This is a genomic window from Cellvibrio sp. KY-YJ-3 (assembly GCF_008806955.1).
Lineage (GTDB): Bacteria > Pseudomonadota > Gammaproteobacteria > Pseudomonadales > Cellvibrionaceae > Cellvibrio.
The window spans coordinates 3616254-3629597 of the sequence record NZ_CP031727.1; the positions used below are offsets into that span (position 1 = coordinate 3616254).

The window sequence follows — 13344 nt, forward strand, 5'->3', positions numbered from 1 at the left end:
AAGTTACTCCCCCGAAACCTTGCTGCCAGATGCAGGAACCGCTTTCGCCGGAGTGCCGGGTTTCACTTTTTGCAGACCTTCAACAATAACCTGATCGCCTACTGCCAAACCTTCCAGAACCAACCATTGATCGCCAATCGCACGCCCGACAGTCAACTGACGCAGCTCAACCACACCTTCGGTATTCACGACCATGGCAGTAGCTGCACCTGTTCGATCACGAGTGATTCCGCGTTGGGACACCAAAATCGCATTACTGCGAACGCCCTCCTCTACCTGGGTGCGTACAAACATACCCGGTAATAACAGGCGATCCGGGTTGGGAAATTGCGCGCGCAGGTTCACTGTGCCGGTGGATTCATTTACCCCCACCTCGGCAAATTGCAGCGTACCCTCGTGTTCGTAAACACTGCCGTCATCCAGAAGCAAACGCACCTTGGCGGAGTCTGCGGCGGCAACCTGACCACTTTTCATTTGACGGCGCAATTGCAACAGCTCGTCAGCCGATTGGGAAACATCCACATAAATAGGATCCAATTGCTGGATATTCGCCAGCACATCAGCCTGACCGGCATTCACCAATGCTCCTTCGGTAACAGCAGATTTGCTAATCGCACCATCGATAGGCGCCAAAACCCGGGTGTATTTCAGGTTGATATTGGCCGTCTCTACCGCGGCTTTGGCTACTGACACGCCGGCTTTTGCCTGATTCAGGGTGGCGAGTGCATCGTCATAGTCCTGCTGACTTATCGCTTTTATCGCCGCCAAATTTTTGTAACGGGATTCACGTGCGGCCGCCGCTGCAAGCGTAGCCTGACTGCGCGATAACTCCGCCTGGGCACTACTTAGCGCCGCTTGATAAGTGGCCGGATCAATTTGATACAGCGCTGTGCCCGCCTTGATTTCTGCCCCCTCGGTAAACAAGCGTTTCTGGATTATGCCGCTCACCTGGGGACGTACTTCCGCTTTGCGATAGGCAGTGGTGCGACCGGGCAATTCAGTTTGCAGCGGCACATCGCTGCTAGCCACCTGTATCACGCCAACCTCGGGAACACCGGGCGCTGCCATACCTGCGCCAGGTTTGGCGCCATCGCAGCCCGCGATTAATAGGGCAATCAGGCCTGCAGCGGCCAAATGTACCGGGCGCCCGGAAGCGGTAAAAAGGTTGGGTAACATCATTAACTCCTTAAACAGGTCGCGGCCAACAAGCGGGCCGGAAGACAGCAATCAAGAACCGGAAAGGGAAATACATCAAAATGAACATTTGTTCATTTTTTGGATAATAGAGGTTTGTCAGGTAAACGCCACCTGAATTTGCACTAATTAACTTTAATGAAAATATCCACACGAAATCCGTGCGAAGCGCAGTTAAAACAGCCAAAAGCACCAGAATCGTTAATCGCAAAGCAATTACCGGTTCCAGTGAAAGTAGAAAATGGATTATTCAGAAGTAATTAGTCGCTCAGTGAGCTGCTAATTGTCATGCAGGAGTTTATTAAACACGTCGATCAACCGATGAATATCTACCGGTTTAGTCAGATAATCAAAAAAGCCGGCCTTACGCCCGCGCTCTACATCGTAGGGCATGGCATTCGCCGACAAACCAATCACTGGCACTGCCGCGATCGAGAGATCATTTTTCAATACGCTCAATACTTCGTAGCCATCCATGCCCGGCAGATTGATATCCAAAATAACCAGATCAGGGTTCAAACTGCGCGCTTTATAAATCCCTAAAAATGCCTCTTCAGCCACTTCCAGCTCAAGCTGGGGATAGCGATCAAAGATCTGCTGCAACAGGCGCACATTGGTGGGGTTATCCTCTACATAAAGGACTTTGCAGCGGCGCTTAACATTCAAAGTGGCCGGGGTGTAATCTTTATTGCTGGATAATTTTTTAATGGGCTCATCATTCCATTCAGTAGCCACGGGAAAATCAATCCAAAATGTGGTTCCTACCCCTTCAGCACTGACGAAATCGAGCTTGCCCTTCATCATTTCCACCAGCTGTTTGGTGATTACCAAACCAACACCGGAACCTTCAATATTGGAATTTTCCGCACTTAAGCGATTAAACGGCTGAAATACCTCATTTTGACGCTGTATGGGAATACCGCGACCCGTATCACGCACACTGATCCGCAGCTCTTGGCCCTCCTGCATGCTCAGTTGAACCTCTACCTCACCGCCAACATGATTGTATTTAACCGCATTACTGAGCAGGTTGAGCAACACCTGCTTGACTCGCACATTGTCCGCAACAACGTAGGTATTATTAAATTGCGCCACAGTCGCCACCAACCGAATGCCCTTGGCATCCGCTTGAGGCTGCACCAAGGTAAAACACTCACTGATCAGGCGCGACACCAAAACCGGCTCAAGCGACACGGTCATATTGCCCGATTCAATTTTGGCCAGATCCAGCACATCATTAATCAGCTGCAATAAATGCTCGCCCGCCTTACGGATTTCACGCACATTTTCAATTTGCTGGGGCTTGAGGTTGCCATCGTATTCAAACAGCTGGGTATAACCCAAAATCGCATTCAACGGCGTGCGCAGTTCATGGCTCATGCTGGACAAAAATTCAGACTTGGCGCGGTTGGCCTGCTCGGCCTGCTCTTTGGCTTGAATAACCCGCTCTTCCGCGCGCTTGATTTCGGTGATATCCATATTGCTGCCGGACATCATAATCGGCTGGCCTTTTTCATTAAAAACAGCACGGCCACGGCCGCGGATCCAACGAATATCACCTTGCTGGCTCACCAAACGGTATTCGACATCAAAGGGCGCACGACCGGCCATATGTTCAATCAGCGCATTATCAAAAATAGGTAAATCTTGCGGAAAAATATGTTTGCGCCAGATTTTCAGGCGGTCCTCACCCTCGGTGAGCACATCGTCCAAATCATCGTAACCCAGCAGCTCCCAGCAGCGATGGGAGAAATGAAACCCACCGCGATCGGCATACCACTCCCAGATGCCATCACTCGACGCCTGGATAATTCGCACTTGCCTCGCCTCACTTTCGCGTAGCGCTGCCTCAACTTTTTTAATTTCGGTGATATCAAAATTCACCCCGGACATGATGGTGGCATGCCCCTGCTCGTCGCGCAGTGAGTCGGCGCGCACTTGCGTCCAGATATAATCACCCGACTTGGTTCTAATACGATAAGACACATCCAGCGGCCGCCCGGTACGCAAGTGCTGACGTGCCGCTTCAATCGCATAATCGCGATCATCCGGGTGCATATACATCAGCACTTTTCCCGCATCGCTGATACTCTCGGCATCTTCAGCGCCATACCCCAAACGCTCCCAAAACCCCCCCCGACCATTCGATATGCTGGGTGTGCAGATTCCACTCCCAAAAACCATAGCCACTGCCATTGAATATGCGCTGAAAACGCCCCACAGTTTCACGCAGCAATTCAATATCATTGCTGGTTTGTAGTGAGGGGCTGAAGCTGATGTGTTCGATCATAGGAGTTTGCAGGGAATTGAGAGATGGCTTTGACGATACCCGAGATACTGCAATTGCACAATCCGCGATAAATTGGCAGATCAGAAACGACAACAGCGCCTGCAGGCGCTGTTGTTGAGTAAATCCAATAAAACAAAAAGTCAGGGAGCTTCTGTCGCTTCAGCACCATCCTCTTCTTTCGCTTTAGGCATCAAATCTTCTTTGGTAATGCCCAGTGCCGCAGTGATATTCGCACAGATATAAACAGACGAATAAGTACCGGCAACAATACCGATAATCAATGCCAGAGCAAAACCTTGCAGCACCTCTCCAGCAATGAAATACAAACAGAACAGCACTATAAACACCGATGCGGAGGTCATAATAGTACGACCCAAGGTCTGGCTGATGGAGATATTAATTACTTCATGAGGATCTGTTTTGCGCAGTATGCGGAAATTTTCACGAATCCGGTCATAGATAACGATTGTGTCATTAATTGAGTAACCAATAAGCGCAAGAATTGCTGCCAGTACAGTCAGATCAAAGTCCCACTGAAAAAAAGCAAAGAAACCCAAAGTCACGATAACGTCATGCACCAAACCAATAATTGCGCCGGTTGAAAACTTCCATTGGAACTGCACTGCAACATAAAGAAATACCAAAACGAAAGCTACAAGCATCCCTAAGCCACCCTGGTCACGCAATTCATCACCAATTTGTGGCCCAACAAACTCACTGCTACGCAATTGGATTTTTGCACCAGTGGCCGCTTCCAGATCGCCAATAATTTGATTGAGATAAACGGAGTCAATGGAGTTTTCAAGCGTCACCAGCACCTTGCCGTCACGTTGCTGGTATTCGACTCGACCGTACTTTGCAGAAGGAAACAAGTCTTTCTGCTGCAGTAGATCCACACCAATATTGGCAATCACCAACGTATCCGCATACCCCTCCAATTCACGCACCGGACGCTCAAGGGACTCCAATGCCGCCCCTGATCCCAAAGCTGCTATCGTATTTGATAACTTTTCCTGTGCTTTTATTTTCATTTGATCTTGAGTGCGAATCATTACCTCTTGATCTGAGCCGAAGAGCACCGCTACCGGGCTTTTCAGCTCCTCTTTTTCCAATACATCACGAATTTTATCCAGGTCTGCCGGACGATCCAGCAGCATCTCTAATTGCGTACCACCGGTGAAATCTAGCCCAAGTTTCAAACCATTAAGCGCAAGAGACGCAAGAGAAATGATAACTATGAGAATGGATAAAGCGGAGGTGTAATGTCTAACCCCCATAAAATCAATAATGCGTAATTCCTTAGTCATAGCAGTGATCTCTTAAATCGAAATTTTCTGTAAGTTTTTACGGCTGCCATACACCAAATTGGCAAGTGCGCGACTGCAGCTAACTGAGGCATACATGGTGGTGAGAATACCCACGATTAATGTCACAGCGAAACCTTTGATCGGGCCGGTACCAATAGCAAATAGAATTATGCCGACAATTAAGGTGGTTAGGTTTGCGTCAACAATTGTTATAAACGCGCGCTGATAACCGGCAAAAATAGCTTGCTGTGGTGAAGCGCCATTTTTAAGTTCTTCGCGAATGCGCGAGTGAATCAAAACGTTCGCATCTACTGCCATACCAATCGTTAATACAATACCGGCAATACCAGGAAGTGTGAGTGTGGCACCAAACATTGAGAGCATGGTGATTACAAGGAGCAAGTTAAGTGCAAGGGCGATATTGGCAAAAATACCAAACATGCGGTAGGCCAGAATCATAAACAACACTACCAAGCCAAAGCCCCACAAAGTCGCGTCCACACCATTTTTAATATTCTCAGTACCAAGTGATGCACCTATAGTGCGCTCTTCAACAAAGTGCATTGGTGCTGCCAATGCACCTGCGCGCAACAATAACGCTAATTCTGATGCTTCTGCCGGGCTATCCAGACCAGTAATACGGAATTGCACACCTAATGCGCTTTGAATAGTGGCAAGACTAATCACTTTGCGCTCAATGTATTGCGTCATTTTTTCAACATCTTCACCGGCAGCATTTTTTACTACTTGGGTGCGGGTTTTATATTCAATAAATAAGATTCCCATCTGACGTCCGACATTGTTACGTGTCACACGGTGCATATGGGTTCCACCGAGACTATCCAGCGTAATATTTACCTGCGGCTGGTTAGTTTCAGGATCAAAACTACTAGTGGCATTGGAGACGCGATCACCGGTAACTATTAATTGTTTTTCCAATACAGCATTGCCACGCTGCATTTGCATCAATTCATCTTTGAATGGAAATTCTTCTTTGTTCGATACCAAGGTGTCAGGCGATGCTCCCAAACGGAATTCGAGATTAGCCGTTTTACCAATAACACGCTTAGCTTCGGCAGGATCTTGAATTCCCGCAAGCTGCACTATGATACGGTTGCGTCCCTGACGCTGGACTATAGGTTCAGATACCCCCAACTCATTGACACGATTCCGTAGAGTAATCAGGTTTTGGCTTACCGCATAATCTTCGATTTCACGGATACCTGCCTCGGTAAAATTCGCCGTATAGCTAAAGTCATTGGAATTAACCTCAGAATCCGGCTTGGTAAATATTAAGGTCGGATAATCGCTACGCAGCAGATTTACCGCTTCATCACGGGCCTCGGCTGTACGGAAACGCGCAATAATTTGATTATCTTTTTGGGCGACGACAGAGGCATAGCGAACCTTCGCTTTGCGCATTTTGTCTTTCATATCATCAGCGTTAATTTCCTGACGTTTGGCTACTGCTGAGGCGGTGTCAACTTCTAATAAAAAATGTACGCCACCCGCGAGATCTAGCCCCAATTTCAGTGGCTCGGCGCCTAATGCTTGTAACCATGCAGGTGTTGTGGATGCCGTGTTTAACGCAACCACATAACCGTCACCTAATGCTTTTTGTACGGTTTTGCGCGCGAGCATTTGTTGCTCTGCGTTTTTGATGCGTAGCATGGCTGTCTTTGGCGTTACCTCGCCGCCAAAAGCTTCAATATTGGCCGCTTTTAGCGCTGCCTCCATTTTTGCCAAGACCGGCGCATCAATTACTTTTGAACTTGAATCACCAGACACCTGAATTGCAGGATCGGGTGCATAAAGATTAGGGATAGAGTAGATAACGCCAACTACAGTAAAAAACAGTAGCAGCAGGTATTTCCATAATGGATAGCGATTTAACATAGGGTTTTCCCAAGTTGTCTGCGGCAGAGAGTAGCAATCGCACAAGCGTTACATCTAGTCACGCGAATCTATTCCACCTTATTTTTACTTGCGCGCTGCCCGGTTTCGGGCAGCGGTATGGCCAAGGGCGCCGGATTATAACCCTAATTCGCGCCCAACAACGATGCCGGAATCATCCCGGCGGCGCAGGTGGAACTTCTAAACCCTGACGCCCGTAAAAATCGGCTAAAAATGCATCAAATGTACCTTCTGTCAACGCAATGCGCATATCAGCCATGATGCGCTGGTAATAGCGCAGGTTATGAATGGTATTTAATTGCGCACCCAGCATTTCGTTGCACTTATCCAAATGATGAAGGTAAGAGCGGGAGAAATTTTTGCAGGTATAACAGTCGCACAACGGGTCAAGCGGGCCAGTATCTTCACGGTATTTGGCATTGCGCAACTTGATCACACCTTCGCTGGTAAATAAGTGACCGTTGCGCGCGTTGCGCGTTGGCATTACGCAGTCAAACATATCCACACCGCGACGCACCCCCTCCACCAAATCTGCTGGTTTACCTACCCCCATCAAATAGCGCGGTTTGTGCTTGGGCATTTGCGGCGTAAGGCTTTCGAGGATGCGCAACATATCTTCTTTGGGCTCGCCAACCGACAAACCACCAATCGCATAGCCATCAAAACCAATTTCCACCAAACCAGTCAGGGATTCGGTGCGCAGGTTTTCATACATACCGCCCTGCACTATCCCGAATAACGCAGAAGGATTATCGCCATGGGCGACCTTGGAGCGTTTGGCCCAGCGCAGTGACAATTCCATCGAGTCGCGCGCTTCATGAATAGTCGCTGGATAAGGCGTGCACTCATCGAAAATCATAACGATATCGGAACCCAAATCGCGCTGTACTTGCATCGACTCTTCAGGCCCCATAAACACTTTGCTACCGTTGATAGGCGACTTAAAAGTCACACCGTCTTCAGTAATTTTGCGCAACTTACCCAAGCTGAATACCTGGAAACCACCGGAATCGGTCAGTATCGGCCCTTTCCACTGCATAAAATCATGGAGGTCACCGTGCGCTTTTATCACCTCGGTCCCAGGGCGCAACATCAAATGGAAAGTGTTGCCCAGAATAATATGTGCACCTATATCTTCCACATCGCGCGGAGTCATACCCTTCACGGTGCCGTAAGTTCCTACAGGCATAAATGCCGGAGTCTCGACTGTGCCGCGCGGAAACTTCAAACGGCCACGACGCGCCCTGCCCGTCTGGCTATCTAATTCAAATTCCATAAAACATTGGTTAGTCACGATCTTCTCTCTCGGCTCAGATAAGTGGTATTCAAACAGAAGCGCCCACTGGCTGTCCCACAGGTTGTTGTGCAGCAGCGGGGTTGCGGGTGATAAACATGGCATCGCCATAACTGAAAAAACGGTATTGCTGTGCAACGGCTTCTTTATACGCTGCCATGGTAAAACCATATCCGGCAAAGGCCGACACCAACATAATCAAGGTCGATTCGGGTAAATGGAAATTGGTCACCAACGCATCGACCACCTGAAATTGGTAGCCGGGATAAATAAAAATACTGGTCTCACCCTGATAAGGATGAATCGCGCCTTTTTGCGCAGCATCGGCATAACCCTGCGTGGCCGATTCCAAACTGCGCACACTGGTTGTGCCCACGGCGATCACACGCTTGCCCGCCGCTTTGGTTGCACGCACCAGCTCACACACCTCGGGAGACACATCCATAATTTCCGAATGCATCTGATGCTCCGCAATATTATCGACACGCATATTCTGGAAAGTGCCGGCACCTACATGCAAGGTCACAAACGCAGTGTTCACGCCTTTTGCACGCAGCTGCTCCAACATCAATTCATCAAAATGCAAACCGGCTGTCGGCGCAGCTACCGCGCCCTGTTCCTTGCTATACACGGTTTGATAGCGCTCGCGGTCGGCGGCAACATCATCCCTATCTATATAAGGAGGTAATGGCATATGGCCGATACGCTCCAACACCACCAATGCCGGATCATCGCCCAGGAATTCCCACTCAAACAGGGCATCGTGACGGGCAACCAATTGCACACGGGTACCGTCCTGCAAAATAACCTGTGAATCCACTTTGGGTGCTTTGCTTGCACGGGTATGAGCAAGTACGCGGCGGTTATCCAGCACGCGTTCCACCAGAATCTCTACCTGCCCACCCGAGGTTTTCTGGCCAAACAGCCGCGCGGGTATTACGCGGGTATTGTTGAACACCATCAAGTCGCCGGCCTCAACCAGATTGAGCAGGTCGGGAAACCGTCCATGGGCTAACTGGCCGCTCGCTCCATCCAACTGCAATAGACGACTGCCACGTCGCTCGGCAGCAGGTGTTCGCGCGATAAGGTTGTCTGGCAACTCGTAAAAAAAATCCTGGCGACGCATAAGAAGAGCTTAATGAAGGTTAGATAAAGAATAAAAAGGTCGGCAAGGGTATACCAATTCGGCTCAAGTTTAAATTAGCCACCAACTAACCCATCACTAACCAATAACAGTGAATAAATTTGCAGCGTAAACAGGCACTTTTTAGCCAAGGTGTTTAACAAACAACTGTTTTATAAAGTTTTTGAAATTAGTATTTGACAGCCGGGTTCAAATCATTAGAATGCGCACCACTCGCCAGTGTGGCGGAATTGGTAGACGCACCGGATTCAAAATCCGGCGCCCTTAAAGCGTGTCGGTTCGAGTCCGACCACTGGCACCAAATCCGAAAGGGGCTTACAGCAATGTAAGCCCCTTTTTTATTGCCGTGAGTTTAAGATGGCTCAACGCAGTTTTTGCACCTGTAAAACAAAGCGCCTATTATCCACCTATTCTTTTTACTCTTGCCCTCGCGGATCACATGACCCAATACAGCCAACCACAAGCAATCATGTTTGCCGATGTGTCCGGCAGCTCGGCGCTGTATAAACGACTGGGCAATGAACAGGCCAAAGCCATCATTGATGAGTCAGTGCAGTTTATGACAGCACTGACCATAGTGCACGAGGGGACGCTGGTCAAAACTATTGGCGATGAAATCATGGCTCGCTTTGACACAGCCAGTCAGGCATGCGAAGCCGCAATTGCAATACAACTACGCGCCATCAAAGAGCCACACTTGAAAGATTTGGGAATACGGATTGGCATTGCGTTTGGCGAGGTACTTATCACAACCGATGATGTGTTTGGCGATAATGTCAACAACGCCGCCTGTGTAGCGCAGATTGCCCGTGCTAACCAAATTGTGATCACCCAATCTACTGTTGATGCACTCAACCCGCAATTGCGCCGTGACTGCCAGATGTTTGACCGGATCAACATCAAAGGCGATCAAGAAGAAACCGTTATTTATCGCCTGCAATGGGAACACACTGGCAATAATAACCGCACAACGATTGTAATCCCCCTCGATGATATCGCAGGCTTTGCAGAAAAATTTCAGCTTAAATTACACGTCAATAATGCTGTAGTGTTATTGCTGCCAGAACAAATGCCCTTCGCTATAGGTCGCGACACGAATAAAGCACAATTACTTATCGAAAGTGAATTTGCATCCCGCGAACACTGCCATATCGAATTCCGCCGCGGCAAATACGTGCTGGTTGATCACTCCACCAATGGCACTTATGTATATTTGGAAGAGCAAGCACCTATTTACCTACGCCGCGAAGAACTCCCATTGCAAGGCAAGGGGTATATCGGTTTGGGACAAACACTAACAGCGGGGCATGAATGGGCGATTCATTTTTCGCTGTAAACATCCTCTTCACCATGACACCAAAAATTTGACATGACCGAATCAATTGTTAGTAGTAACCAAAAAAGCTCATCACCAATATACGCCACACCCGGCCTTTCAAGACGCTTGGCGGCAATGGTTTATGATTCACTATTATTGATGGCGGTGAGCATTTTATACGGCGCGCTAGCGGTTGGTACAAACCTGCTAATTAACGGGTCGCCACCAACGGGGGAACGAATTAACTGGGGACACTGGGGGACAATTGTTTTTGTTGGATGGATAGCAACGCTGATATTGTTTTTTTGTTATTTTTGGTGCAAATCAGGGCAGACTCTCGGCATGAAAACCTGGCGAATGAAAATGTTTGACAGCAACTCAATGGAGTTGCCCAGCATTAAACAGTGCCTGACTCGCTGCCTTATGGCACCCATTTCGATGATATTGTTCGGTGCTGGCTATTGGTTGATGTATGCAAATAAGGACCGGCAGACCCTGCATGACAAGATAAGCAAAACACGTATTTTATTGCTTAGCAAAGAACCCCAACTTAAATAGCGCCGAGATCATAGAGCGCATCAACGCGCTCTATTCAGCAGATAAAGCCCCAACAAAATACAAAGTGAGATGGGAATCATCACAGCAATCAGCGGCGGGAAGCCGAATACCAAACTGGAAGGTCCCAGCAATTTTTGCAGTAATAAAAATCCCACACCAAAAACAACGCCGGTGAAAATACGCTGCCCCATAGTTACACTGCGCAGCGGGCCAAATACAAAAGAAATCGCAATCAACACCAAACTCGCAGTTGCCAAAGGCTGCAATACTTTTTGCCAAAAGGCCAAACTATAATTACCTGCCATCAAATTCTGTTCATGCAAATAGTTGGTGTAATAGTGCAAATTACGCATGGACAAATCTTCCGGTTTCAATACCAGAATATTAAATAAATTAGGGGTGAAAGGCGTATCCCAGCGGCGGGATGCAATCACCTCATTGCGCATACCGCTCTCGGTAATGTGGGTAACTGAAACATCTTCTTCCTGCCAATACCCATCTTCATAACGCGCTTGTTTAGTGAAACTTGCCGATTCCAACTGTTGCTGCTGGTTAAACTTATAACGTGTCAAACCATAAATAACACCATTCGGCAGTACGGCACTGACATGCATAAATTCATCCCCCTCTCGATTCCACATATTTTGGGGCGCCGATTGGGTGGTGTTGTACTTTAAATAATGGCGACGGTTGTCCGCCATCTGCTCAGTAAAAGGGGCCACAAATTCACCTAGCAGTAATGCCATCACTATAAAGACACAGGCAGGTCGCAGGGCAATCCAGGTTATGCGCCGCACCGACACACCTGCCGCACGCACAACCACCAACTCGCTACTGCTCGCCAATAAACCAAGCCCGGCAAGACAGCCAATTAAACACGCATAGGGAATAAGATCATATAAACGGCGCGGAACCGTTAGCGACATGTAATAAAACGCTTCCAGCGCGGTGTAAGCACCAGTGGTTTTTTCTAGTTGCGAAATCAAACCAAAAATAAAATCCAGCGCAATAAATACCAACAGCGTCATGGCGATTGCATAAAAAACAGTGCGCGAGATATAGGCGGTAATTTTAGGCATGAGCGCCCCCTACAGTCTTGGTACGCGAGAGCGCTAAAGATTGCCAGTTAAGCATCACCACACCCAATAACAAAAAGGGAATATGCACAACCCACAGCCCCAAGGTATCCGGCAGATCACCCTCAGTAACCGCACTGCGCGCATTAATTAAAAAGGCCAGATAAAAAATATAAATTAAAATTGCAGGCAACATTTTCAAATAGCGCCCCTGGCGTGGATTGGTTTTACTCAGAGGAACAGCAAACAAGGTTGCAATTAACACCATCAGCGGCATAGAGAGACGCCACTGCAAGGTAGCTTTGCTCTCCAGATCTTCGGCGGCCATGAGCTGTTCCGTGGTTTTTGCATCAGCTTCGCTTTCAATTTCTGCAGCGCTGGTAGTGGGCGGCAGGTATCTGCCCCACTCATTAAAACTGGTAATGGTAAATTCGTTAGAACCCGGTTGCCCCTCATAGCGATAGCCATTATTCAAAACCAGGTAACGCTGGCCATAATCTGTGTTGTAGGTTTGCGCCCCGGTTTGGGCTACCACGATAGTCGAGGTGAGCTGTCCATCTTGCTGGGCGACAAAGACGTTTTCCAGGCGCTTATTATCGTCACTCACCTCTTGCACATAAGTCATGATGCGCCCCTGGCCGATCGCTTGAAAACGCCTTTCTTGTAAACTTTCAAACTCGCTACGGTTGCGCTGCTCGGCGAGTACTTGTTGGGTTAACTGCGCTCCCAAAGGGCTGAGCCAAAAACTGAACAAGGCGACAATCCCCGCAACCAAAATTGCAGGGACCATGGTCATGCGCACCAATTGCCACTGACTCATGCCGGTGGCAGACAGCACCACCATTTCACTTTCGATGTACATACGGCCATAGGCCAACAACACCGCAAGGTAAAATCCAAGCGGTAAAATCAGCTCAAGCAGATTGGGCATTCGATAGGCAATAATAGTGAAGAGCACATCCACGGCAAGCTTGCCTTCGGCAGCATCATCGAGATAATCACCGAATTTGCCTGAAAGGAAAATCGTTAGCAAAATCGCGCTAACGGCAAGGGCGGTGACCAACAAATCACGCGAGAGATAACGAAAAATAATCAAGGTGCTAATCCTGTCAGTGGATATGGCGCTGGCAATAGGCACAACCTTGTCGGCAAGCCTAAGGGCTAGTGACACGAACCGTTCGAGATGGTTCCAATACAGACCGAATTTTGCCGCCATAAGCGCTAAAAACTGTGGCATTATCACGCACAG

11 protein-coding genes and 1 tRNA gene are annotated in these 13344 nt (G+C 48.4%); 3 read left to right on the forward strand and 9 right to left on the reverse strand.

What is annotated here, in order from left to right; genetic code table 11:
- Positions 1–3 precede the first annotated feature (3 nt).
- The 7 genes from D0B88_RS15345 to queA form a co-directional block, all read right to left on the reverse strand.
- Positions 4–1179 carry an efflux RND transporter periplasmic adaptor subunit gene (locus D0B88_RS15345; protein ID WP_225318397.1) on the reverse strand — a complete coding sequence of 392 codons (1176 nt, stop codon included), beginning with the start codon at positions 1177–1179 and terminating at the stop codon, positions 4–6.
- A 294-nt stretch (positions 1180–1473) separates the two neighbouring features.
- A complete protein-coding gene (locus D0B88_RS15350) occupies positions 1474–3312 on the reverse strand; it encodes a PAS domain-containing protein (protein ID WP_255477800.1) in 1839 nt (612 codons plus the stop codon).
- Positions 3296–3484 carry a hypothetical protein gene (locus tag D0B88_RS19170; protein ID WP_225318656.1) on the reverse strand — a complete coding sequence of 63 codons (189 nt, stop codon included), beginning with the start codon at positions 3482–3484 and terminating at the stop codon, positions 3296–3298. The genes D0B88_RS15350 and D0B88_RS19170 overlap by 17 nt, the downstream gene beginning before the upstream one ends.
- A gap of 140 nt (positions 3485–3624) precedes the next feature.
- A complete protein-coding gene (gene secF / locus D0B88_RS15355; RefSeq protein WP_151058269.1) occupies positions 3625–4791 on the reverse strand; it encodes a protein translocase subunit SecF in 1167 nt (388 codons plus the stop codon).
- Between the two features lie 12 nt (positions 4792–4803).
- Positions 4804–6687: a protein translocase subunit SecD gene (secD, locus tag D0B88_RS15360; RefSeq protein ID WP_151058271.1), complete on the reverse strand. Its 1884-nt coding sequence runs from the start codon at positions 6685–6687 to the stop codon at positions 4804–4806.
- 172 nt (positions 6688–6859) lie between these two features.
- Complete coding sequence (gene tgt / locus D0B88_RS15365) at positions 6860–7981, reverse strand: tRNA guanosine(34) transglycosylase Tgt (RefSeq protein ID WP_151059471.1); 1122 nt, start codon at positions 7979–7981, stop codon at positions 6860–6862.
- A 49-nt stretch (positions 7982–8030) separates the two neighbouring features.
- Positions 8031–9125 carry a tRNA preQ1(34) S-adenosylmethionine ribosyltransferase-isomerase QueA gene (gene queA / locus D0B88_RS15370; protein WP_151058273.1) on the reverse strand — a complete coding sequence of 365 codons (1095 nt, stop codon included), beginning with the start codon at positions 9123–9125 and terminating at the stop codon, positions 8031–8033.
- A gap of 233 nt (positions 9126–9358) precedes the next feature.
- Between queA and D0B88_RS15375 the strand changes: the two genes are divergently transcribed.
- The 3 genes from D0B88_RS15375 (at position 9359) to D0B88_RS15385 (ending at position 11019) form a co-directional block, all read left to right on the forward strand.
- Positions 9359–9444 (forward strand) — tRNA-Leu (locus D0B88_RS15375).
- Positions 9445–9582: 138 nt separating this feature from the next.
- Complete coding sequence (locus D0B88_RS15380; RefSeq protein WP_007642087.1) at positions 9583–10479, forward strand: adenylate/guanylate cyclase domain-containing protein; 897 nt, start codon at positions 9583–9585, stop codon at positions 10477–10479.
- Positions 10480–10512: 33 nt separating this feature from the next.
- Positions 10513–11019: an RDD family protein gene (locus tag D0B88_RS15385; RefSeq protein ID WP_007642089.1), complete on the forward strand. Its 507-nt coding sequence runs from the start codon at positions 10513–10515 to the stop codon at positions 11017–11019.
- Between the two features lie 20 nt (positions 11020–11039).
- Here D0B88_RS15385 and lptG read toward each other — a convergent pair whose 3' ends face one another.
- Positions 11040–12098, reverse strand: a complete 1059-nt coding sequence (gene lptG / locus D0B88_RS15390) for an LPS export ABC transporter permease LptG (RefSeq protein WP_007642091.1) — start codon at positions 12096–12098, stop codon at positions 11040–11042.
- A complete protein-coding gene (gene lptF, locus D0B88_RS15395) occupies positions 12091–13191 on the reverse strand; it encodes an LPS export ABC transporter permease LptF (RefSeq protein ID WP_151058275.1) in 1101 nt (366 codons plus the stop codon). The genes lptG and lptF overlap by 8 nt, the downstream gene beginning before the upstream one ends.
- Between the last annotated feature and the right edge of the window lie 153 nt (positions 13192–13344).

Coding starts and splice junctions, on each gene's coding strand:
- secD (WP_151058271.1), bottom strand. CDS start 6,687: ATGTTAAATCGCTATCCATTATGGAAATACCTGCTGCTACTGTTTTTT.
- lptG (WP_007642091.1), bottom strand. CDS start 12,098: ATGCCTAAAATTACCGCCTATATCTCGCGCACTGTTTTTTATGCAATC.
- tgt (WP_151059471.1), bottom strand. CDS start 7,981: ATGGAATTTGAATTAGATAGCCAGACGGGCAGGGCGCGTCGTGGCCGT.
- secF (WP_151058269.1), bottom strand. CDS start 4,791: ATGACTAAGGAATTACGCATTATTGATTTTATGGGGGTTAGACATTAC.
- D0B88_RS15345 (WP_225318397.1), bottom strand. CDS start 1,179: ATGATGTTACCCAACCTTTTTACCGCTTCCGGGCGCCCGGTACATTTG.
- D0B88_RS15380 (WP_007642087.1), top strand. CDS start 9,583: ATGACCCAATACAGCCAACCACAAGCAATCATGTTTGCCGATGTGTCC.
- D0B88_RS15385 (WP_007642089.1), top strand. CDS start 10,513: ATGACCGAATCAATTGTTAGTAGTAACCAAAAAAGCTCATCACCAATA.
- D0B88_RS19170 (WP_225318656.1), bottom strand. CDS start 3,484: ATGATCGAACACATCAGCTTCAGCCCCTCACTACAAACCAGCAATGAT.
- queA (WP_151058273.1), bottom strand. CDS start 9,125: ATGCGTCGCCAGGATTTTTTTTACGAGTTGCCAGACAACCTTATCGCG.